Genomic DNA, 22328 nt, shown 5'->3' on the forward strand with positions numbered 1-22328 from the left:
ACGCACCACCACCGATAACTGACACTCCGTCATCGCGCACGCCCGCGCCCGCCCCGGCGCCCGGGCCCCCGCGCGCACCGACACCATCCGCGCGGGGGAATCCGGCGCACGCGACGCCCTTTCACACCTTCCCCACGCGTCGCTACGAGTTTCCTCGGAACCATCCGTACGGGTACTCTTATTCGAACTCAACTCCCGCCCCTCAAGCGGCAGTTCGAGCAGAATGCCGTCCTGGGCACCCCTGAGGACATCTCCTGGCGGCCTCTTGCCGCGAAACCCCCTGAGGGCCGGTGGGCTTGGGCCACTATGGCGGGCGTTACGCCCTATCCCAAGGCAAGGGACCCCAGATGAGACTGACCGACATATCGCTGAACTGGCTGCTTCCGGGCGCCGTACTGCTCCTGGGCATGCTGGCGGCGGTGGCGGTACTGGCGCGCGGCAAGCGTGCCTCGGGGAAGGACACGAGCGCGGACGACTCGTGGGAGCGTGCCGAGGAGCGCCGCCGGCGCAAGGAAGCCGTCTACGGCACCGTCTCCTACGTCCTCCTCTTCTGCTGCGCCGCGGTCGCCGCGGCCCTCTCCTTCCACGGTCTGGTCGGCTTCGGCGAGCAGAACCTCGGTCTGAGCGGCGGCTGGCAGTACCTGGTGCCGTTCGGTCTCGACGGCGCCGCGATGTTCTGCTCCGTGCTCGCCGTGCGCGAGGCCAGCCACGGCGACGCGGCGCTCGGCTCGCGCATACTCGTATGGACGTTCGCCTTCGCCGCCGCCTGGTTCAACTGGGTGCACGCGCCGCGGGGCGCCGGACACGCGGGGGCCCCGCACTTCTTCGCGGGCATGTCCCTGTCGGCGGCGGTGCTGTTCGACCGGGCGCTGAAGCAGACCCGCCGGGCCGCGCTGCGCGAGCAGGGCCTGGTGCCGCGCCCGCTGCCGCAGATCCGCATCGTCCGCTGGGTCCGGGCGCCCCGGGAGACCTACCGTGCCTGGTCGCTGATGCTCCTGGAGGGCGTGCGCAGCCTGGACGAGGCGGTCGAGGAGGTCCGCGAGGACAAGGCTCGCAAAGACCAGGAGCGGCAGCGCCGGCGCGAGCAGGAGCGCCTGGAGCGCGCCCGGCTGAAGGCGATCAGCCGGGGGCACCGTGGAGTTCCCGGCCGTGGCGCACGCCAGGTCGAGGTCGAGGTGCAGGCGGTCGAGCGCGGCTCCGACCGGGTCTCCGCGGAGCCTGCCATATCGGCGCCGTCCACGCCCGAACCGCTGCCCGTCCGCCGGCGTCCCTCCCTCCAGCCGGTCCGCGGCGGTGACGCCGTCACCGTCGACCTGACCGCGGAGGACGACACCCAGGCCCTGCCGCGGCTCGACTCCCTGGAGCGCAAGCTGAAGGACCTGGAGCAGCAGTTCGGTTAGCCGCTTCCCGCCCGGCGCCCGTCAGCACCACGTCAGCTCCTCCCCGAACCCGGGGCGTGATCCGGCCCGGCCGGAGCACGCCCCCTCGGCGTCTCGCCGGACCGCCCGGTTCAGGCGGCCCCGGCCGTGACGGCGGACAGTTCGAACCAGACCGACTTGCCCACGCCGTGGGCCCGCACCCCCCACGCGTCCGCGAGGGACTGCACCAGGAACAGGCCCCGGCCGTGCGTGCTGTCGTCGCGGGCGGGTACGCGCGGGCGCGGGAAGCGGCCGACGAAGTCGCGCACCTCCACCCGCAGTCCGTGGGGTCCGACGGTGGCCGTCAGGACCGCGTCGTGGTCGGTGTGCACCAGCGCGTTCGTGACCAGTTCGCTGGTCAGCAGCTCGGCGACGTCCGACTGTTCCGCACATCCCCAGCGCCCGAGCATCTCGCGCAGCGCCCGGCGGGTCTCGGGCACCGCCCTCAGATCCGACCGTCCGAGTCTGCGCCTGATCCGGGGCGCGCCCTCCCCGTTGTCGTCGGCCTTCTCCTCAGCGACCGCCGAGGAGATCCCGACAGCCATGGGACCGCCTCCTCGTGCCTGACTCACTCTGTCCCCCGTCCGCGTGCGGATGCCGCATTCCCTTCTGGTCGAACACGTTCACGGGGGATCCTTGCCCGATCGGGCACCGGACAGTCATCCCGAATGCCGAGGGCCGGGTGTTCGGCCAACGGATGGCCGAACACCCGGTCCGGTGCGGCGCGTCACGGCCGCGGCACGTTGCGCAGATTCGAGCGGGCCATCTGGAGCATCCGCCCGACGCCGCCGTCCAGCACGATCTTCGAGGCGGACAGCGCGAAGCCGGTGACCATCTCGGAGCTGATCTTCGGCGGGATGGACAGGGCGTTGGGGTCGGTGACGACGTCCACGAGCGCCGGGCCCTTGTGCCGGAACGCGGCCTTGAGCGCGCCGGCGAGCTGCTTGGGCTTCTCCACGCGCACGCCGAAGGCACCGCAGGCCTCGGCGACGGCGGCGAAGTCCGGGTTCTTGTTGGTGGTGCCGTACGAGGGGAGCCCGGCGACCAGCATCTCCAGCTCGACCATGCCGAGCGAGGAGTTGTCGAACAACACGACCTTCACCGGCAGGTCGTACTGGACGAGGGTGAGGAAGTCGCCCATGAGCATGGTGAAGCCGCCGTCGCCGGACAGGGAGACGACCTGCCGCCCGCGGTCGGTGAACTGGGCGCCGACGGCCATCGGCAGCGCGTTCGCCATCGAGCCGTGCGAGAAGGAACCGATGATGCGGCGCCGCCCGTTGGGCGAGAGGTAGCGGGCGGCCCAGACGTTGCACATGCCGGTGTCCACGGTGAAGACGGCGTCGTCGTCGGCGATCTCGTCCAGCATCGCGGCCACGTACTCGGGGTGGATCGGCACGTGCTTGTCGACCTTGCGGGTGTAGGCCTTGACCACGCCCTCCAGCGCGTCGGCGTGCTTCTTCAGCATCCGGTCGAGGAACCTGCGGTTCTTCTTCTCCTTCACCCGCGGGATCAGACAGCGCAGGGTCTCCCGGGCGTCGCCCCACACCGCGAGGTCCAGCTTCGAGCGGCGGCCCAGGTTCTCGGGGCGGACGTCGATCTGGGCGATCTTCACGTCGTCGGGCAGGAAGGCGTTGTACGGGAAGTCCGTGCCGATCAGGATCAGCAGGTCGCACTCGTGGGTGGCCTCGTAGGCGGCGCCGTAGCCGAGCAGGCCGCTCATGCCGACGTCGTAGGGGTTGTCGTACTGGATGAACTCCTTGCCCCGCAGTGCGTGCCCGACCGGTGACTTGATCTTCCCGGCGAGTTCCATCACCTCGGCGTGCGCGCCGGCGGTGCCGCTGCCGCAGAACAGGGTGACCTTGTCCGCGTCGTCGATCAGCCGGACCAGCCGGTCGATCTCCTCGTCGCCGGGCCGGACGGTGGGCCGGGAGGTGACGAGGGCGGTCTCGGGGGCCTCCTTGGGCGCCTGCTGTCCGGCGAGGTCGCCGGGCAGGGCGACGACGCTGACGCCGGAGCGGCCGACGGCGTGCTGGACGGCGGTGTTCAGCACCCGTGGCATCTGCTGGACGCTGGAGATCAGCTCGCAGTAATGGCTGCACTCCTGGAACAGCCGGTCGGGGTGGGTCTCCTGGAAGTAGCCGAGCCCGATCTCGCCGGCGGGGATCTGCGAGGCGAGGGCGAGGACCGGTGCCATGGAGCGGTGGGCGTCGTACAGGCCGTTGATCAGGTGCAGGTTGCCCGGTCCGCAGGAGCCGGCGCACGCCGTCAGCTTCCCGGTGATCTGGGCCTCGGCGCCGGCCGCGAAGGCGGCGGTCTCCTCGTGCCGTACGTGCACCCAGTCGATCCTGGAGTTGCGGCGCACGGCGTCCACGACGGGGTTGAGGCTGTCGCCCACGACGCCGTAGAGCCGCTCGACGCCGGCGCGGGTGAGGATGTCGACGAACTGTTCCGCAACGGTCTGCTTGGCCATGACCTTCGCTGAGCCCCTTCGGTCGCCCGGCGGACCCGGTGGTGATCCGCTCCGGTCCCCCTCCATGGAGACACAGGGCGCGCCGTCACGCCTCCCATACGGCGGCGGCCGTACGGTCGTCGGCGTAGCCCTTCACCCTGGTGCGGCCGTCGGCGAGGAACTCCGTCAGACCCGGCACCGCGGGGCCCGACCACCTCCTCGCCAGGTGAGCGGCGAGCTCCGGCTCGCCGTGCAGCGGATCGGCGAGGCCCGCCGTGCACATCATCAGGACATCACCCGGGCGGGCGACGGAGGCGCGGAACCGGAAGGGTTCCCGGGGCGGCTCCGGGCGCGGCTCGTCGTAGGGGCTCGGGGGCGTCGGGATGCCCAGGTCCATGGTGAGCCGGTCCCCTTCGGGCGTCTCGGCGGGCAGCGACCCGAAGCCCACGACCGGCTCGCCGGCGGTCTCGGCGGGCCGCGGTTCTATGTCCTGCCAGTCGCCGTTTCGCAGGCGGAACAGTCCGCCCGCTCCGACGCCGAAGAACACCCGGGTGCGGCAGTGCGGGTCGGCGGGCAGCAGCAGGCAGCGCAGGGTCGCGGTGTACGCCTCCGGCGGCAGGCCCTGTTCGGCGGCGGAGGCGCGGAGCCTGCCGAGGCTGCGGTCGGTGAGGCGGTGCAGGCCGGACTTCAGATCGCCGCGCCGTGCGGCCCTGAGGTCCTCGGCGAGCCGGACGTGGCTGCGGCCCACGGCCCGGCCGATCCAGCGGCAGACCTCCGCGGCGGCGCGGTGCGCCCCGGCGGTGGCCCGGGCGCCGGTCGCCATCGCCACCAGGACCAGCGCCTGCTCGCCGGCGCCGAACCGTGCCGTCAGCAGCGCGTCGCGCCGCGGATCGCCCCGGTACCGCGCGGAGTCCCCGCGCACGGAGAGGGCCCGCAGCGTGCACGTCCCGTACCGGGCCCCGTCCAGCACGGTGTCCGCGACCAGATCCGCGAGCCCGTCGGGATCGGCGGACGGCAGCGCGGTGGGTTCGGGGTCATAGGTGGGCGGCCCCGACCCGACGTACTCCCGAGCCCCTGGGGCCCTGTTCCCGGGCGGGGCGTCGGGCGGGGCTCCGGTGAAGGAGGCACCGGTGCCGAGCCCGGGCGCCTCGGTGCGCGCGGGCGGCCCGGAGACAGGGGGCGACTCAGGGGCGGGGGGCGTCTCGAAGGCCGAGGGCGGCACCGGGGGCGCGGATGACGGGGGTGCCGGGGGTGACGCGGGTGACGGGTCGGGCGGCGGGGCGACAGTCGGCGGTGACGAGGGCGGCGCGGACGGTGGCGGCTCGGGCGGTCGCGACGGGGATGAGGTGCGAGGGCCGGGGACGGCCCCGCCGGGTGGGGCCGCAGCGGGACCGGGAGTGCCCGTCCTGGGGTCGGGTGGGGCGGGGGCGGGCCGGCCGGGGCCCGGAGGGAAGGTCAGCGGGCCGGTGGGGGTGGGGGGCGGTGGCTCCCAGGGGGCGCGCGTGACCGGGGCGGCGCCCGGCATGGGCGGGGCGGGCGGCCGGGGCCGGCCGGTGGGGGGCGGGGCAGGGGGCGTCGGGGGGTGTGGGGCGCCGGGGCGGGGCGGAGGCGTCTCGGGAGCGCCGGGCGGCGCGCCGGGCGGCTCCCCCGGCGCGTGTGCCGGGGGACGGTCCGCCTCGTGCCCGGCGTCCCCCCGGTCGCCGGTGCGCGGCGCGGGGACGCCGGCGGCGCGGGCCGCCGAGGCGAACCGGTCGTCCAGGGAATCCGCCGTGGGCGTCGGGCCCGTGTCGCCGGTGGAGTCGTCGTACAGCTCGCGCCACCAGTCGTCCTCGCGGCCGGTGGGCCTTCCCCCCTGCTGGCTCATGCCCGTCATTGTCCACGGCACGGCCCGGAGGAAAACGGGGCATCGGGAAAATCCGGACGAGCACGGAGCGCACGACGGCGTGTCGGGTGAGTCACCGAACACGGATGCGATCCGCCGGACCTGCGCCGCCACGGCCGCGGGCGCACCCTGGTCAGATGGGAGTGGTGGAACTCCTGCTGGTCGGCCTGGTCATCCTGCTCGGGCTGTGCGGGGTGCTGCTGCCCGGCGTGCCCGGCTCCTGGCTGGTGTGGGCCGCGGTGCTGTGGTGGGCGCTTCAGGACCCGCGGCCGCTCGCCTGGTGGGTGCTGGTGGGCGCCACCGTGGTGCTGCTCCTCTCGCAGGCGGTGCGCTGGGGGCTGCCGCCCCGGCGGCTGAGGGCGGACGGCGCGGACGGCCGCCTGATGGCGTACGCCGGGGCCGGCGCGCTGCTCGGCTTCGTGCTGATCCCCGTGCTGGGCGCCGTCCCCGGCTTCATGGGCGGCGTCTACCTGGCCGAACGGCTCCGCCTCGGCCGTCACGGGGAGGCCCGGACGGCCGTGCGCACGACGATGCGCTCGGGCGGCTGGAGCGTGCTGGCGGAACTGTTCGCCTGCCTGCTGATCACGGGGGCGTGGCTCGGCGCGGTCCTCGCGGGATGAGCCGCCGCGCCGGGTCACCGCGCCGGGCCGCCGCGCCGCCGTTCAGGCCGGCGGGAGCACGCCCTCCAGCGTCAGCAGCCGCGTCTTGCGGTCCAGGCCGCCCGCGTAGCCGGTGAGCGACCCGTCGGCGCCGATCACCCGGTGGCAGGGGCGCAGGATGAGCAGCGGATTGGCGCCGATCGCGCCGCCGACGGCCCGTACCGCGGCCCGGGAGGCGCCGACGCGCGCCGCGATCTCGCCGTACGTCGTCGTCGCGCCGTACGGCACGGAGTCGAGGGCGCCCCACACACGGGTGCGGAAGGCGGTGCCCTCGGCGCGCAGCGGCAGCCGGAACTCCCTCAGCTCCCCGGCGAAGTAGGCCTCGAGCTGCTCGGCGGCCCGGCGGAAGGGGCCGGGGTCGTGCCGCCAGTCGTCCCGGACCTCGCGCCCGCCCTTCTGGCCGGGCACGGACAGGGAGGTCAGGGCCCCGTCCGGGCCGGCGGTGAGCAGCAGCGGGCCGACGGGGCCGTCCAGCCGGGTCCAGTAGGTCGCGGAAGCGTTCACGGTCGTGGTCACGGTTGCTCCAACTCTCCTGCTGCGCGCAGGTGGTGCAGGGCGTACGAGCGCCAGGGGCGCCAGGTGTCGGGGAGGTCCGCGCCGGGCGGGGCGACGTCCGGGTCGCCGAGGGCGCGGACGCGGATCTCGGCGGCGGTGCGGGCGTCGAGTCCGGGCACGGCGAGCAGCGCCTGCCCGGCGTCGTCCCGGTCGGCGCCGGGGTCGAGGCGTACGGCGCCGTCGGCGAGGGCGGCGGCGAGCGCGCCCAGGGTGCCGTCGGGCTCGGCCTCGGCGAGGACGGCCGGTTCGGGGAACAGGTGGGTGAGGGTGCCGCAGGGGGCGTCCAGCCTCTTGCCGTACCGCTGGACCAGCCGCTCGGCCTCCGCGCGCCCGGCCAGCGCGCGCACCGCCAGTTCGTCGGGGTCGGCGGCGCCCGGCGAGCGCAGCCCGGGGCGGGCGGCGACCAGCGGGGCGAGCCGGGGATCGGCGCCGAGCCGCTCGTCGACGGCGTACGGGTCGGCATCGAGGTCGAACAGCCGGCGCAGCCGTCCGGCGGCGGTGGTCAGGTCACGGGGGTCGGTGAGGTGCAGGCGGGCGTCGAGCCAGCCGCCGCCCGTGCGCGGGGTGCCGGGCCGTTCGTCGACGGCGGCGATGCCGGTGCCGTACGGCAGGCGCAGGGTGCGCCGGTACACGCGGCGGCCGGGCGGGCCGGTCACCTCCTCGACGCCCGCGACGGCCTCCCGCTGGAGCAGGTCGAAGACGGGTCCGGCCTGGTAGGGGCCCCGGTGGGCGAGCCGCAGCGGGATGCCGGCGGCCGGGCTGCCGGTGCGGCGGGCGGCGCGGGCGCCACCCGGCGCGGCGGCGCGCAGGGCGCTGGGGGTGGCCGCGTAGACGGCCCTGATCGTGTCGTTGAACTGCCGCACGCTGGCGAATCCGGAGGCGAACGCGATCTCCGTGACCGGCATGGCGGTCGTCTGGAGCAGCACCCGGGCGGTGTGCGCCCGCTGGGCCCGGGCCAGCGCCACGGGCCCGGCGCCCAGCTCGGCGGTGAGCTGCCGCTGCACCTGCCGGGCGCTGTAGCCGAGCCGTGCGGCGAGCCCGGCGACGCCCTCCCGGTCGACCACGCCGTCGCCGATCAGCCGCATGGCCCGGCCGACGACGTCGGCGCGGACGTTCCACTCGGCCGAGCCCGGCACGGCGTCCGGGCGGCACCGCCGGCAGGCCCGGAAGCCCGAGCCCTGCGCGGCGGCGGCCGTCGCGAAGAACCGCACGTTGCGCCGTTTCGGCGTGACCGCCGGGCAGCTCGGCCGGCAGTAGATGCCGGTCGTCTCGACGGCGAAGAAGAAGACGCCGTCGAACCGGGCGTCCCGGCTCCGCACCGCCTCGTACCTGCTGTCCTCGTCCATCACAGGGTCCAGTCTCCACCGGCCCCGGACCCGGGGCTGGCGGAAATCGGACATCGCGCCCGGGGGAACCGCCCCGCCCCCTCGGCCACGCCCGGGCGGTGCGGGGCCGCGTCGCTCAGCGGTGGCGGCCGCGCTTGGCCTCCATCGCCGCCCTGCCCGCGGCGCCGCGGCGCTTCCACTCCTTGCGGAGTTCGGCGCGCATCCGGGCGTCGGTCTTGGCGACGATGTGCTGGTTCTCCCGCAGCAGCTTGCGGTAGCTCTCCAGCCGCCGCACCGGCAGTTCCCCGGAGTCGATGGCGGCGAGCACCGCGCAGCCCGGCTCGCTGTGGTGGGCGCAGTCGTGGAACCGGCACCGGGCGGCCAGCTCCTCGATCTCGGCGAAGACCTGCCCGACGCCGCCGCCGGCGTCCCACAGGCCGACGCCGCGCAGTCCCGGCGTGTCGATCAGCACGCCCCCGCCGGGCAGGGCGAGCAGGTTGCGGGTGGTCGTGGTGTGCCGGCCCTTGCCGTCCACGTCCCGGACGGCCTGGACGTCCATGACGTCCGTGCCGAGGAGGGCGTTGGCGAGGGTGGACTTGCCGGCGCCGGACTGGCCGAGCAGCACCGCCGTACCGCCGGCGACGACGGCGGCCAGCACGTCCAGGCCCTCCCCGTGCGTGGCGCTGACGGTCAGCACCGGCACGCCCGGCGCGGTCGTCTCCACGTCCTGGACGAGGTGGGCGAGCGTGGCCGGGTCGGGCACGAGGTCGGCCTTGGTGAGCACGACCACGGGCTGCGCCCCGGACTCCCAGGCGAGCGCCAGGAAGCGTTCGACACGGGCGAGGTCGAGTTCGGCGGCGAGGGACACGGCGACGACGGCGTGGTCGACGTTGGCCGCGAGGACCTGCCCCTCGGAGCGCTTGGAGGAGGTGGAGCGGACGAAGGCGGTGCGGCGCGGCAGGTAGGTGCGCACGTAGCGCGGGCTGCCCGAGGGTTCGACGACGGCCCAGTCGCCGGTGCACACGACGCGCAGCGGGTCGTGCGGGGTGACGAACGCGGTGTCGGCGCGGACGAGCCCGCCGGCGGTGATCACGTCGCACTGCCCGCGGTCGACCCGGACGACCCGTCCGGGCAGCAGCCCCTCGGCGGCGTACGGGGTGAACGCGTCGGCCCAGTCGTCGTCCCAGCCGTAGGGGGCCAGCGCGGAGAACACGGTGGACGAAGCAGGGGAGGAAGCGGTGGAGGAAGTCAACGGTGACCCTTCACAGGGTGGCCCCGGCGTACGAGAAGGGTGAGGTCAGCCGGCGGCCACGGAGGTGGACTTGATGGATTCCCGGATGCGGGCGGCGCCCGTCGCAATGACAGCCATCGGTCGACACCTCCTCGTTCACTCGCGTGCTCTGACGAACACCGGAACTCTAGGGCGCGGCGCACGCCGGGCGCCACCGGTTTTTCCGCCGCTCTCCCCCGCGCGCCGCCGAAGCCGCGCCCCGCCGGAGCCCGCGCCCCGCTGGAACACGGCCCCGCTAGTGGCAGTCGTGGCCGTTCAGGGTGAAGTCGCCCGGCGGGGAATTCTTGCCGCGCCAGGAGGCGACGAAGCCGAAGGAGAGCCGGCCGCCGGCGGGAACGGCGGCGTTGTACGCGGCGGCGGTGGCGGTGACGCGGGAGCCCTGCTGGTGGTGGCCGGCGTCCCACAGCTGGCGGACCCGCTGGCCGTCGGGGAAGGTCCAGGCGACGCGCCAGGAGTCGAGGGCGCGGGCGGTGGTGACGGTGACGGTGGCGTGGAAGCCGTCGGGCCACTGGTCGACGAGGTCGAAGTCGACGCGGCAGGCGGGCGGCTCGTCGTGGCTGGGCGTGGGCCGGGCGGCGGTGGCGGACGCGGTGCCCTGCGGTCCGGGGTCCGGGGCCGGTGGGTCCGTCCGCTCGGGGGCGGTCCGTGTCGTCCCGGGGCGCGGTGTCCCGCGGGACGGGTGCGGGGCCGTGGAGCGCGGGCGGTCCGACAGCGAGGGCGGGGGCGGCAGGGACGGCACGGGGTCGGCGACCGGGCGGCTGTCGGCGGCGTTCTCGCCGCCCCGCCCGCCGAGGGGCATCAGGCTGACGCCGAGCGCGAGCAGGGAGACCAGCGCGGCGGTGACGAGCAGACCGCCCCGCAGGGCGCGGGCCCGGGGCGTGCCGTCGTCCGGCGGGGTGTCGTCGGCGGGCGCGGGAGGTCCGGCGCCGAGGCGGGCGTCGGCGGCCCGGCGACGCCGCTCCAGGTAGTCGAGGCCGCCCCAGCCGATCACCCCGCCGGCCAGGGCCGCGGGCAGGCCGGTCCCGTCCGCGCGCAGGCAGGCGGCGGCCTCGGCGCAGTCGGCGCAGCCGGCGAGGTGGCGGGCGAGGTCGTCGGGGGTGTCGGCGTCCGGGGACCGGGTGACGGCGTCCAGCAGCCGGGCGTAGCCGCGGCACCGCGGGTCCTTCGGCGCGTCCCGGTGGCCCTGGCGGCAGCGGTCCCGGAACACCGCGCGGACCTGGGCGAGTTCGCCGGACAGGGTGGCCGGGTCGAGGCCGAGCCTGCGGGCCACCAGGGTCGGCGGGAGCGACTCGACGTCGGCCAGCCACAGCAGTTCGGCGTCCGGTGCCTGCATGTCCCGCAGTCCGCGCAGGGCGAGCGGGCGGCGCGGGGGCGGTCCGGTGTAGCGGGCGGCCGGGCCGGAGCGGAGCCACCGTCGCAGACCGGGGTCGAGGTCGGCGCCCCCGCCGTCCGCCTCCCAGGCCGCGGCGGTGGTGCGGACGGCGGTCAGCAGCAGCGGGATGCCGGGCAGCCGGGCCGGGCGGCGGGCCGCGTGTCCGGCGGGGCCGGCCGCGCCGCGCAGCTCACGCATGCCGCGGGCGAGCGCCTCGGTGGCGAGCCGGTCGGCCGCCTCGGCGCCGACGGCGCACAGACCGGCGTAGGTCCGCACCGCGTCCCGGTACTCGGCGAACCGCTCGGCCTCGGCGGCGTCCTGGGGGATCGGCAGGTCGGGCATGGGACTCCTGCATCCACGGGCGAGGCCAATTCCCCGTCGGGGCAAGCGCGTTGCTGGGGGGCCTCACGGCAGGGGCAGAGCTTGTCACGCCTCGGGCACACCTGACAAGCGGCGCATGTGAGGGGCCGGCCCGGCTCCCGGTACGTCGTACGGGAGCCGGGCCGGAACGTCTCGGCGGCCGGTGGATCAGACCTCGACGGGCTCGTCCGCGGGCAGGCTGTCCATGAAGGAGCTGACGGAGAAGACCGCGTTGCCGGCACCGGGCGGGCCGTAGCCGGGGGGCGAGGAGAGGCCGAAGTCCTCCATGGTCTGCCGGTAGGCCTGGAGCAGCCGGATGTGGTACTCCAGCGGCGCGCCCTGCGGGTTGGCCTTGCCGAGCGGCGTGGTGGGCTCGGGGCACCAGGTGGTGAAGCGGGGCGTGATGCCGTGCGACATGAAGAAGCGCAGGCCCTCGGTGGTGGAGGCGATGGCCTCGTCGACCGTGGTGAAGCCGAACGGCTCGGCCATCTCCACGCCCGCGACGAAGTTCGGGATGACGTTGCGGGCGCCGAAGACGTCGGCGGAGTCGAGGATGCGCCGGTGCCACTCATCACGGCCGACGTACCGCTCCTTGCCGGGGCAGTACATCTTGAACAGGTACTCGTCCCACACCTCGTAGTTGGGGTGGTAGATCTGCACGCCGTAGTCCTTGAAGCGCTGCACGTCGTCCTTGGGCAGCGCCTGGGCGACGACCTTGCCGATCCAGCGGCCGGGGAAGCGCTCCTCGATGGCCTTGGCGTAGTGGCCGTAGAAGTCGGCCTCGTCCCGTCCGGAGACGGTCTTGGTGATCGCGCCGCCGGTGAGGGTGTAGGCGGTGGAGGCCTTCGCCGTGTCGTACCGGTCGATGATCTCCAGGGCCTCGAGCACCTCCTCGGCGTCCTTGACGCCGGTGTAGGGCCGGCCGGCCGCCTTGTGCTGGCGCCAGTTGTGGTTGATGTCGCAGTACTGGCACTCCTCCTTGGCGCCGAAGTACTGGCAGACCCGGAAGACGGTGAGGTAGATCAGGTAGCCCCACTGGATGGTCGGGGCGACCTCCATGACCGACTTCCCGTTGGACAGGGTGTGCCGGTAGTACTCGGGCATGGGCGGCACGCCGACGTCGGCGATCCGCCGGCCGTCGAGGTAGAGCCCGAGGACGCCGTCGTCGTTCGCGGCCACGCGGTAGGGCGAGGCGGGGTTCACCCGGACCGAGACGACGGTGCGGCGCAGGTCGTAGGGGCCGCCGGTGAGGATGATCTCCTCGGGCGGGCGGCGCAGCGCGGCCTCGCCCAGTTCCGGCAGGGTGCCGTGGTCGAAGGAGAAGATGAAGTACGACTTCGGCTTGACCTCGCCGCCTTCGTTGTCGCTGAGGGCGGACGCGTCGAAGGCGACCCCGCCGCGGAGCAGGTCCTCCTTGAAGACGGCTTCCCGCGGCACGTGCGGAAAGCGCTCCATCAGATCCTCGACCAGCGCGGTACGGCTGCCCATCCCGTGTCTCCTCCCGGTTCCAGGCGTTCGACTTCTCACGGTATGCCCCCGCCCGTGCCCGGTCCGCGCCGGGTCCCCCCAGCCCGCCGGGTAGGTTCCCTCGGAGAGGATCACCGAGGGAGGGCCGGCGCGATGTCCGAGACCATGAGGAACTGGGCGGGCAACATCACCTACTCGGCCGCACGGGTGTGGCGGCCGCGCACGGTCCGCGAGCTCCAGGAGCTGCTGCCCGGCCGCGAGGGGACGGTGCGGGTGCTGGGCAGCGGCCACTCCTTCAACACCGTCGCCGACCCGGGGCCGGAGGGCGTGCTGGTGTCCCTGGCCGGTCTGCCGGCCGAGATCGACGTCGACACCGCGGCCCGGACGGTCCGCGTCGGCGGCGGCGTCCGGTACGCGGAGCTGGCCCGCCGGGTGCACGCGCGGGGGCTGGCGCTGGGGAACCTGGCGTCGCTGCCGCACATCTCCGTCGCCGGGTCGGTGGCGACCGGCACGCACGGCTCCGGTGTGACGAACGGCTCCCTGGCGTCGGCGGTGCGCGAGGTGGAGGTCCTCCTGGGCGACGGCCGCCGGGGCACGATCGGCCCGGACGACCACCGCTACGGCGGGGCGGTCACCTCGCTGGGCGCCCTCGGCGTGGTCGTCGCGCTCACCCTGGAGCTGGAGCCCGCCTACGAGGTCGAGCAGCACGTCTTCACCGAGCTGCCGCTGGACGTGCTCGACGAGGAGACGTTCGAGACGGTGATGGCGTCGGCGTACAGCGTGAGCCTGTTCACGGACTGGCGCGCGCCCGGCTTCCGCCAGGTGTGGCTCAAGCGCCGCACCGACCAGCCGCTGCCGGATGTCCCGTGGGCGGCGCCCGCCACGGAGAAGATGCACCCGGTGCCGGGCATGCCGGCCGTGAACTGCACCGAGCAGTTCGGGGTTCCGGGCCCCTGGCACGAGCGGCTGCCGCACTTCCGCGCCGACTACGTGCCGAGCAGCGGTGCCGAGCTCCAGTCGGAGTACCTGATGGCAAGGGAGCACGCGGTGCCGGCCCTGCACGCCCTGGACGCCATCCGGGAGACGCTGGCACCGGTGGTGCAGACCTGCGAGGTGCGCACGGTGGCGGCCGACGAGCAGTGGCTGAGCCCCGCGTACGGGCGGGACTCGGTCGCGGTGCACTTCACGTGGGTGGCGGACACCGCGGCGGTGCTGCCGGTGGTGCGGCGGGTCGAGGCGGCCCTGGACGGCTTCGAGCCCCGCCCGCACTGGGGGAAGGTGTTCACGGCGGAACCGGAGACGCTGCGCAAGCGCTACCCGCGGCTGTGGGACTTCAAGCAGCTGATCCGGCCGTCGGACCCGTCGGGCGTGTTCACCAACGCGTTCCTGCGCCGGACGCTGGACCTCTGAACCGAGCGGCAGGCCTGCCACCCTATCGGCAGGGCCTCGGACCTCGCCGGCGGGGCGGGTGGCCCCGCCGGCGTCTCAGTGGTCCGCGCAGCACGGGGTGGGGTCGGGGAACTCGAACGGGACCAGTCGGCCGCCCGCGGCGGGCGTCGCGGCCAGCACCAGCCGGCCCCGCTGCCACTGCGGGCGGACATGGTCACGGGTGACCAGGGGCGTGTCGCCGGGCGGCGGGTCCGGGCTGCCCAGGACGGTCACCCGGTCGATCGCGGAGCGGGCGAGCAGCTCCGCGACCGTCAGGGTGCCGGTGAGCGCCTCGGCCCCGGGGTAGAGGACGGCACGGCCGGCGGCGTCCGGCGCCGCGTCCGCCGGCCGGTACCCCTGGGCCGCGAGGTGCGCGCGGGTCGTGCGCAGCACCGGCTCCGAGGCCACCGCGAGGGACAGCGCGATCCGCGGCCGGTGGCCGCGCACCAGGTGCGTGCAGCCGAACGTGTCCCCGGGCAGGGAGAGTTCGGCGGCCAGCGCACGGAGCAGGTGGTCGGCCGCACGCAGCTCGGCGGTGCCGGTGTCGACGCCGACGACGTACGGCGGCGGGGACTGCGGGGCGGTCACGACGGCAGGACCCACACCGGGTTGGAGTAGAACCACAGGTCGCGCCACGGGTCGGCGTCGCCGACGACGTCGATGGCCGGGCCCGCCGGGTCGACGGCCGCGCCCATCGCGCCGACGGCCGACCGGTTGCCGTCGGTGCCGCGCAGACGGACGTAGAGGGGGCGGTCGACGCGGCCGAGGTCGTAGGTGAGGCGGACGGTGCCGGCGGACTTGTTCACCTCGTAGGACTTCACGACCCGGGCCGTGGGCGCGGTGAAGGTGTCCTTGTCGGCGGCCTCGCCGGTGACGTCGCCCTGGATGACGTCGACGCGGGCCAGCGTGGGCTGGAAACCGGCCCAGTTGGGGCCGCCGGCCAGGGCGACGTCCACGCTGAGCGTGACCTTGGTGCCCTTCCGGACGTGCAGCGCGCCGCCGAGCGTGGCCCAGCGGCCGCCGCCGGTCAGCCGGACGTCGAGGCCGCTGATGAGCTGGCCGTGGTCGACCCAGACGCGGCCGGCGCGGATGCCGTCCATCACGGCGGCGTAGGAGAAGCGGTCGGCGCCGACGTGGGTGCGGCTGTACTGGCCGGGCCAGTAGTCGCCCTGGCCGAGGTCGATCCGCCCGGCGTAGACCGGGTCCTCGTAGCGGCCGTCGGCCTTGAAGTCGCTGTTGGGGCCGCGGACCGTGGTGTCGGCGTAGACCTGGTGGGAGTCGGAGTTGGCGGTGATCCACCAGGGCTTGCCCTCGGCGAGCAGGCTGTCCCACAGGCCGCCGACGGTGGCGGTCATCCAGTCGAAGCCGCCCCAGGTGCGGTAGCTCTCCAGCGGGTAGCCGGGGAAGGAGTTGGCGCTCGGTCCGCCGTCGTAGATGCCGCGGGCGCGGCCCATGCCGAGCGGTTCGGGCAGGCCGGCGGCCTGGTGGCCGGGCGCGCCCTCGAAGCCGACGGCGATCTGCCGGTGCCCGCCGGTGGCGTCGCGCCAGGCGCGGATCTCGTGCGGGGAGTCGATGCCCTTGCGGGCCGGGTGGTTGGCCAGCATCAGGGCGTCCCGGACCCGGCGCCGGCGGACCTGGTCGGCGAGGAAGGTCAGGCCGGCGATGGCGAGGGCCTCGTTGGCGGGCGTCGAGGCGGTGGCGCCCTTGACGCCGCCGTCGTAGTCGGTCTCGAACTGCTTGAGGACCTCGACCTCGTGGCGGCCTGGGTGGACGAAGACGGTGCCGTGCTCGGCGGCGGGGATGTTCCACTCCAGGCCCTGGAAGACGAGGGTGTCCTCGTAGGCGTCGCGGGCCTCGCGGATGTCCGGGTTGACCTTCTCGACGCCGATCCGGGCGTGGGTCTCGCTGCCGTGGTCGGTGATGACCAGCCAGTCCATGCCGTGTCTGGCGCCCTGGCGGACCTGGTCGACGACGCGGTACTTGCCGTCACTGCTGTACTGCGTGTGGATGTGGTGGTCGCCGGCGAGCCACAGGAAGCCCTTGCCGCGCCGGTTGTGGCCGCGGCCGGCCGCGTGGTCGGGGGCGGCGGCGTGGGCGGGGGCGGCCCCGGCCGGCGCGAGGACACTGCCGGCCGCGAGCCCGGCGCCGAGCAGCCCGGCGCGGCGCAGCAGGGAGCGGCGCGACTGCTGTTCGGGGGTCAGGGCCTCGTCGGGGACGGAGGTGTCGAAGGCCGCGGGCAGCGGTGCGGTGCTCTCGTGCCCGTGGTGGTGGTCGTGTCCGTGCCCGTGGTGGTGGTGCGCGTGCCCGTGTCCCATGGTGTGCCTCCCGAGTGCCGCGGCCTTCTCGCGGCTGCCGTCCGCGGCGCGTTGTCGCCGCGTGGGGAGGATCGATGCGGAAGATGAACGTTGAACGGCTGTGGTGTGAGGGACAGATGCCACGGACACGGCGGGTCACCTCCCCCCGTGCACCCCCTCCCCGCCGCCGCCCGGCACCCCTGCCGCTGCGCCGCGTCCAGGTCACCGGTGGGTGCAAAGGCACAGCCGGCCCGGGTACAGGCGGTGGAGGTGCCGCACCCGGCGCCGGAGCACCGGCCCCGCGAAGCCGCTACGCCCCGGTGTCCCGGCTGAGGGCCTGCACCTCGGCGTACGTCGGGGCGCTCCCGCCGGGCGCCCGGCCGGCCCGGATGCCGGCCATCGTCTCCAGAGCGGCGCCCAGGGCCCGCCGGTAGAGCAGCGAGCCGAGGCTGACCCGGCGTACGCCGAGGTCCGCGAGGTGCGCGAGCGTGGGACCGCCGGGGGTGTGGAGGACGTTGAGGGGCGCGTCGAACCGGCCGACGAGCGCCGCGATCCGCTGGGGGTCGGTGAGGCCGGGGACGAAGAGCCCGTCGGCGCCGGCCTCCCGGTACAGCTCGAGGCGGCGCAGCGTCTCCCGGCCGGTGCCCTCCGCGTCCCGGCCGCCGTCGCCGAGCCAGTACGTGTCCGTGCGGGCGTTGACGAAGAGGCCCGGGACGGCCGCCTTGACGGCGGCGATCTTGGCGGCGTGCCGGCCGGCGGGCCCGAGCCCGTCCTCCAGGTTGATCCCGGCGGCGCCGACCGCGGCGAGGTGGCGGGCGAACTCGGCCACCTCGCCGGGGTCGTCGCTGAAGCCGCCCTCGGCGTCGACGGAGAGCAGGAACGGCGCCGAGCCGAGGGTCAGTGCGAGGCCGAGGGTGTGCTCCCGGGTCGCCGCCGCCCCGTCGGGCAGCCCGGCGGCCGCCGCGACGGCGAGGCTCGTCGTGCCGATCGCCCGGAAGCCCTGCGCCGCGAGGGCGACCGCGGAGGCGTGGTCCCAGGCGTTGGGGAGCAGCAGGGGCTCGTCGGTGTGGTGGAGGGCCGCGAAGTCGGTCATGCGCCAACGCTAGGCGGGGTTCGGTTCGGTGACGGCCGAACAGTACGCGCCGCCGGCCGGGGGGCGCCGGTGGCGACCGGGGTACACGAGCGACACGTTTCTCTCACATCCGAGGGGTGACATGGCGAGGACCGAGCAGCGCGACGACGGCCGCCCGAGGCGCAGACGGCGGGACAGCCTGTGGGCCGTCGGACTGACCGCCCTGGCCGTGGGGTTCGTCCTGCGGCCGGCGTTCGGCGGCGCGTCGGCGTGGCCGTACGCCGCGGTGGGGGCCGCCTCGGCCGCCGCTTGGCTGGTGTGGCTGGTCCGCCGCCGGCGGCGGCACGACGCCGCGGCCGCCGGGACGGAGCCGGACGACGTGCCCGCCATGGAGCGGCAGATCCTCCAGGGCGCGCCGCCGCCCCGGGACCCGGAGCGGCGGCGGGCGATGGCGGCGCTGGTGGACACCCGCCGGCGGAAGCTGCGCCGTCACCGCTGGTGGGCGTTCCCCCTGCCGGCGCTGATCTTCTTCGGCACGTCCGCCCTGTGGTTCGCGGCCGGCTCCGTCACGGCGGGCACCTCGATGCCGGCGCCGGCGGTGGTGTTCCTGGGCTGGCTGGTCTGGCACCACCGCCGTTTCGACCGCCGTCTGACGCAGCTGCGGCGCCGGCTTCCGAGCTGAGCGGCCGTCAGCGCCGTTCGGTGTCGGCGACGGGGACGCCGAAGTCGGGGGTGCCGTCCGGGTTCCAGTGCAGGCGCTGCACACGGGTGTGCCGGTTGGGGTCGTCGAGCGGGTCGCCCGCGATCTCCTTGTACGGGCGGGCGTGGTAGACGAGGACGTCGGTGCGGCCGTCCTCGGCGACGGTGAAGCAGTTGTGCCCGGGACCGTACTGCCGGGTGGTGTCGTTGCTGGTGAACACGGGTACCGGCGACTTGACCCAGGCGGCCGGGTCCAGGAGGTCGGCGTCGGCGCGGGCCGTCAGCAGGCCCATGCAGTAGTTGGCGTCGGTGGCGCTGGCGGAGTAGGTCAGGAACAGGCGCCCGTTGCGGGCGATGACGGACGGCCCCTCGTTGACCTTGAACCCGACGCACTCCCAGTCGTACTCGGGCGTGGACAGACGCACCTGAGGGCCTTTCAGGGTCCACGGGTTCGCCATCTCCGACAGCCACAGGGCGGTGTTGTTGTCCATGCCGGGCTCGTGCTGCGCCCAGGCCAGGTAGCGGGTGCCGCGGTGGGTGAAGGTGGTGGCGTCCAGGGAGAAGGTCTCCCAGGCGGTCCTGAGCTGCCCCTTCTCCACCCAGGTGCCCCGGAACGGGTCGGGGTGGGCGTTCTCCAGGACCCACATGCGGATGTCCCAGACGCTCTCCGCGGGGGCGGCGGCGAAGTAGATGTACCACCTGCCGTCGATGTGGTGGATCTCCGGTGCCCAGATGTGCGCCCCCATGGCGCCGGTGGCGTGCCGCCTCCAGATGACGGCCTCACCGGCGGTCGCGAGGCCGTTCAGGGTGCGGGAGCGGCGCAGGACGATGCGGTCGTACTCGGGGCTGGTGGCCGTGAAGTAGTACCAGCCGTTGCGGTGGCGGTGGATGTGCGGGTCGGCGCGGTTGCGGACGAGGGGGTTGACGTAGGGGGCGGCCGGCCCCCGACGGCCACCGTGCGCGGCGGCGGAGCCGGCGGGTACGGCGGACCCGGCGGGTGCGGGAGTGGCGTGCGCGGCGGCGGGGACGGCCGCCAGGGCACCGGCGGCACCGGCGGCGGCGACCCCCTTCAACAGCAGGCGGCGGCCGGGGACTTCGGGGACTCCGGGCAGATCATGGGCACGGGTCATACGGGCTGCCTCTCGAAGCGCGGGGGACGACGGCCGGTCTCGGCGAGCCGGTCTGTTCGACATATCGAATGCCATCTGAAATGGCGAACGACGGAAAGGTAAGGGCGTACCGGGAGGAGGTCAACGGGTTGGGCTAGCGTCGAGTCATGACCAGCGATTTCGCCGACGCCCTGGCCGCCGGTCCGCTCGTGCTCGACGGCGGCATGTCCAACCAGCTGGAGGCGGACGGCCACGACCTGAGCGACGCCCTCTGGTCCGCCCGGCTGCTCGCCGACCGCCCGGAGGCGGTCACCGCCGCCCACCTCGCCTACTTCGAGGCGGGCGCGGACGTGGCGATCACCGCGAGCTACCAGGCCACGTTCGAGGGCTTCGCCGCGCGGGGCGTCGACGCCGACCGGGCGGCGGAGCTGCTGGCCCTCAGCGTGGCGCTGGCCCGGGAGGCGGCCCGGCGGGCCCGCACCCGGCGCCCGCTGTGGGTGGCCGCCTCGGCCGGCCCGTACGGCGCGATGCTCGCCGACGGCTCGGAGTACCGGGGCCGCTACGGGCTCACCGTCGCCGAGCTGGCACGCTTCCACCGCCCCCGCCTGGAGGTGCTCGCGGCGGCCGGCCCCGACGTCCTCGCCCTGGAGACGGTCCCCGACACCGACGAGGCGGCGGCCCTGCTCCGGGCGGTGCGCGGCCTCGGCGTCCCGGCCTGGCTGTCGTACTCCGTCACCGGCGACCGCACCCGCGCCGGCCAGCCGCTGGAGGAGGCCTTCGCGCTGGCCGCCGACGCGGAGGAGGTGGTCGCGGTGGGCGTGAACTGCTGCGCGCCGGAGGACGTGGACGCCGCCCTGGCCGTCGCGGCCCGGACGACGGGCAAGCCGCTCGTGGCCTACCCCAACAGCGGCGAGATCTGGGACGCCGGCTCCCGCTCCTGGACCGGCCGCTCCACTCTCACCGCCGAGCGGGTGGCCCGCTGGCGCTCGTCCGGTGCCCGCCTGATCGGCGGCTGCTGCCGGGTGGGCCCGGAGGCCGTCCGGAGCATCAGCCGCACGGTCGTGGGACCCGGGACGCGTTAGCCGAGTCCGAGCGTTTCACCCAGCCGGCGCCTCGGGCTCGAGAGCCCGTCGAGCCGGTCGAAGCCCGTGGCCGGGCCGAGCAGCACGGCGGCGACCGCCGGCACCCCGCGGCAGCCCCGACACCCCAGCGACGCCCGGCGGTTGCTTCCGGGAAGACCGCCGTTCGCCGCACGCTCCTCACCGGCGCGCCAGGCGCCTCGCCCGCGAGCGTGTACCGGGGCCGTCGGCGTCGGGGGCCGGGTCCCACAGGGCCAGCTCGCGGTCCCGGGGGCCGGACACCGTCCGCGGCGGGCCCGCGTCGAACACGCGGACGGGGTGGGTGGCGTCCCACGCCTCCCAGCCGGGGTCGCCCCCGGTCGCGAACCGCACCCACGCCCCGTGCAACGCCTCGGCCAGCGCGCCCGGCGCACCCTCCCCCGCCAGTTTCCGCGACTCGGGAGTCTCGCCCGTGTCGAAGACGAAGCCCAGTTCGAGGGCGTGGCAGGCGCCGAGGCCGGGCCGGTTGGAGGGCCAGGCGAACTCGTACACGTAGGACGCCGAGCCGGTGCGCGCGTCGGCCAGGCGGTGCAGCGGCCGGCGCAGCAGGTGGTCGGTGACCATCTGGCCGACGATCTCGGCGGTGCCCGCGCCGGGGTGCAGGTCGCGGTAGCCGCGGGTCACCTCGGGGCCGCAGCGGCAGCGGGCGCGGGCGCCGGCCAGGGCGACGGCACCGAGCCGGTCGATGCGCTCCAGGAGCCCGCCGGGGACCAGCCAGAGCCGGTACTCGTCGCGGGTCCAGCCCATCAGCAGGTCGGCGCCGGGGGCCGCGCCGCCCTCGGCGAGGGCTTCCAGGGGGTCGCGGGGCACGAGATCGCCGTCGACGACGATGCCGAAGGCGGGGCCGCCGAGCACGGGGCTGCTGAGCCTGCCGACCTCGGCCTGGGTGCGCAGCAGCAGGTCCCGGTCGACGGCCGCGAAGGCCTCGGCGGTGGCGGGGACCTTGAGGCGGCCGGCCATGCGGCGGACCATGCGCCGCACCTTCTCGCGGTCGGCGGCCTCGGGAGGCCCGCTCTGGAGCACCGCCCGCCGGAACAGTCCGCGGGCCCGCGGCGCGGCGAGCAGGGCGCCGACGCTGATGGCCCCGGCGGACTGCCCGGCCAGCGTCACCCGGTCGGGGTCGCCGCCGAAGGCGCCGATGGACTCGCGGACCCACTCCAGGGCGGCGAGCTGGTCCCGCAGTCCGGGGTTGGCGGGGGCGTCCGGGAACAGCCCGTAGCCCTCCACGCCCAGTCGGTAGTTGACCGACACGCAGACGACGCCGTCCCGGGCGAAGGACCGGCCGTCGTACACGGGCACGGCCGACGATCCCCTGGTCAGCGCGCCGCCGTGCAGCCACACCAGGACGGGCAGCCGCGCCCCGGGCCCCGGTTCGGGCGTCCAGACGTTCAGGTTGAGGCAGTCGTCGCCGGGGATCTCCGGGTCGGACAGGTACTGGGCGAAGGCGTCGGAGTACGGCGGCTTGGGCGCCGTCGGCCCGAAGGCGCCCGCGTCCCGCACCCCGTCCCACGGCTCGGGCGGCACGGGCGGCCGGAACCTGCGGGCGCCGAAGGGCGGCGCGGCGTACGGGACGCCCCGGAAGACGGCGACCCCGTCCTCGTACCTGCCGCGCACCGCCCCGTAGGGCGTGGCGACCACGGGGCCGGCGGGCCCCGTCCGGTCCGTCACCGTCATACGACACCAGCCCCTTCACCGCGCGCCGCACTCCGTGCACCCTGCACCGGTGCACGTCAGAGCGTCTCACCGACCGGATGTATTCCCGTGCATTCCCCTGCGGACGTACAACCTTTCGAGGCCGGTCCCGGTCCCATGACCCGAGCACGCGGCCGG

General features: G+C 75.2%; 18 protein-coding genes. 5 read left to right on the top strand and 13 right to left on the bottom strand.

What is annotated here, in order from left to right; translation table 11 throughout:
* Positions 1-347 precede the first annotated feature (347 nt).
* On the top strand, positions 348-1400 hold the full coding sequence (locus ACZ45Q_RS12665; RefSeq protein WP_468258994.1) for a DUF2637 domain-containing protein: 1053 nt from the start codon (positions 348-350) through the stop codon (positions 1398-1400).
* Between the two features lie 110 nt (positions 1401-1510).
* Here ACZ45Q_RS12665 and ACZ45Q_RS12670 read toward each other — a convergent pair whose 3' ends face one another.
* The 3 genes from ACZ45Q_RS12670 to ACZ45Q_RS12680 form a co-directional block, all read right to left on the bottom strand.
* On the bottom strand, positions 1511-1963 hold the full coding sequence (locus ACZ45Q_RS12670) for an ATP-binding protein (protein WP_468258997.1): 453 nt from the start codon (positions 1961-1963) through the stop codon (positions 1511-1513).
* 182 nt (positions 1964-2145) lie between these two features.
* Positions 2146-3888: a pyruvate dehydrogenase gene (locus ACZ45Q_RS12675; RefSeq protein WP_468258999.1), complete on the bottom strand. Its 1743-nt coding sequence runs from the start codon at positions 3886-3888 to the stop codon at positions 2146-2148.
* Between the two features lie 85 nt (positions 3889-3973).
* Positions 3974-5731 (bottom strand): protein phosphatase 2C domain-containing protein, encoded by a 1758-nt coding sequence (locus ACZ45Q_RS12680; RefSeq protein WP_468259002.1) that lies wholly within the window; start codon positions 5729-5731, stop codon positions 3974-3976.
* Positions 5732-5886: 155 nt separating this feature from the next.
* Between ACZ45Q_RS12680 and ACZ45Q_RS12685 the strand changes: the two genes are divergently transcribed.
* A complete protein-coding gene (locus ACZ45Q_RS12685; RefSeq protein WP_468259004.1) occupies positions 5887-6369 on the top strand; it encodes a DUF456 domain-containing protein in 483 nt (160 codons plus the stop codon).
* A 42-nt stretch (positions 6370-6411) separates the two neighbouring features.
* Here ACZ45Q_RS12685 and ACZ45Q_RS12690 read toward each other — a convergent pair whose 3' ends face one another.
* The 5 genes from ACZ45Q_RS12690 to ACZ45Q_RS12710 form a co-directional block, all read right to left on the bottom strand.
* The gene (locus ACZ45Q_RS12690; RefSeq protein ID WP_468259007.1) at positions 6412-6924 is read right to left on the bottom strand and encodes a methylated-DNA--[protein]-cysteine S-methyltransferase; all 513 of its coding nucleotides are present in this window, start codon (positions 6922-6924) and stop codon (positions 6412-6414) included.
* Complete coding sequence (locus tag ACZ45Q_RS12695; RefSeq protein ID WP_468259010.1) at positions 6921-8309, bottom strand: DNA-3-methyladenine glycosylase 2 family protein; 1389 nt, start codon at positions 8307-8309, stop codon at positions 6921-6923. The genes ACZ45Q_RS12690 and ACZ45Q_RS12695 overlap by 4 nt, the downstream gene beginning before the upstream one ends.
* A 115-nt stretch (positions 8310-8424) precedes the next feature.
* Positions 8425-9540 carry a ribosome small subunit-dependent GTPase A gene (gene rsgA, locus ACZ45Q_RS12700; protein WP_468259012.1) on the bottom strand — a complete coding sequence of 372 codons (1116 nt, stop codon included), beginning with the start codon at positions 9538-9540 and terminating at the stop codon, positions 8425-8427.
* A gap of 274 nt (positions 9541-9814) precedes the next feature.
* Positions 9815-11293: a cellulose binding domain-containing protein gene (locus tag ACZ45Q_RS12705; protein WP_468259015.1), complete on the bottom strand. Its 1479-nt coding sequence runs from the start codon at positions 11291-11293 to the stop codon at positions 9815-9817.
* Between the two features lie 186 nt (positions 11294-11479).
* The gene (locus ACZ45Q_RS12710; RefSeq protein WP_468259018.1) at positions 11480-12799 is read right to left on the bottom strand and encodes a radical SAM protein; all 1320 of its coding nucleotides are present in this window, start codon (positions 12797-12799) and stop codon (positions 11480-11482) included.
* Positions 12800-12931: 132 nt separating this feature from the next.
* Between ACZ45Q_RS12710 and ACZ45Q_RS12715 the strand changes: the two genes are divergently transcribed.
* Positions 12932-14188 (top strand): D-arabinono-1,4-lactone oxidase, encoded by a 1257-nt coding sequence (locus ACZ45Q_RS12715; RefSeq protein WP_468259021.1) that lies wholly within the window; start codon positions 12932-12934, stop codon positions 14186-14188.
* A 75-nt stretch (positions 14189-14263) separates the two neighbouring features.
* Here ACZ45Q_RS12715 and ACZ45Q_RS12720 read toward each other — a convergent pair whose 3' ends face one another.
* From ACZ45Q_RS12720 to ACZ45Q_RS12730, 3 genes are all read right to left on the bottom strand, one after another.
* On the bottom strand, positions 14264-14794 hold the full coding sequence (locus ACZ45Q_RS12720) for a hypothetical protein (protein WP_468259023.1): 531 nt from the start codon (positions 14792-14794) through the stop codon (positions 14264-14266).
* The gene (locus ACZ45Q_RS12725) at positions 14791-16521 is read right to left on the bottom strand and encodes a PHP domain-containing protein (protein ID WP_468259025.1); all 1731 of its coding nucleotides are present in this window, start codon (positions 16519-16521) and stop codon (positions 14791-14793) included. The genes ACZ45Q_RS12720 and ACZ45Q_RS12725 overlap by 4 nt, the downstream gene beginning before the upstream one ends.
* Positions 16522-16810: 289 nt before the next feature.
* Positions 16811-17593 carry an isocitrate lyase/PEP mutase family protein gene (locus ACZ45Q_RS12730; RefSeq protein WP_468259027.1) on the bottom strand — a complete coding sequence of 261 codons (783 nt, stop codon included), beginning with the start codon at positions 17591-17593 and terminating at the stop codon, positions 16811-16813.
* 121 nt (positions 17594-17714) lie between these two features.
* Here ACZ45Q_RS12730 and ACZ45Q_RS12735 point away from each other — a divergent pair, with 121 nt between their 5' ends.
* Positions 17715-18254 (top strand): hypothetical protein, encoded by a 540-nt coding sequence (locus ACZ45Q_RS12735; protein WP_468259030.1) that lies wholly within the window; start codon positions 17715-17717, stop codon positions 18252-18254.
* A 7-nt stretch (positions 18255-18261) separates the two neighbouring features.
* Here the strand turns inward: ACZ45Q_RS12735 and ACZ45Q_RS12740 are convergent, their stop codons facing one another.
* Entirely contained in the window at positions 18262-19401 is a 1140-nt protein-coding gene (locus ACZ45Q_RS12740; RefSeq protein ID WP_468259032.1) for a glycoside hydrolase family 43 protein, read from the bottom strand.
* A gap of 146 nt (positions 19402-19547) precedes the next feature.
* On the opposite strand from ACZ45Q_RS12740, the gene mmuM reads away from it, so the two are divergent.
* On the top strand, positions 19548-20462 hold the full coding sequence (gene mmuM / locus ACZ45Q_RS12745; RefSeq protein WP_468259035.1) for a homocysteine S-methyltransferase: 915 nt from the start codon (positions 19548-19550) through the stop codon (positions 20460-20462).
* A gap of 177 nt (positions 20463-20639) precedes the next feature.
* On the opposite strand, the gene ACZ45Q_RS12750 is transcribed toward mmuM, so the two are convergent.
* Positions 20640-22172, bottom strand: coding sequence for a carboxylesterase/lipase family protein (locus ACZ45Q_RS12750; protein ID WP_468259038.1), 1533 nt, complete (start codon positions 22170-22172; stop codon positions 20640-20642).
* Positions 22173-22328 lie beyond the last annotated feature (156 nt).

Source organism: Streptomyces sp. NPDC031049 (genome assembly GCF_055571015.1).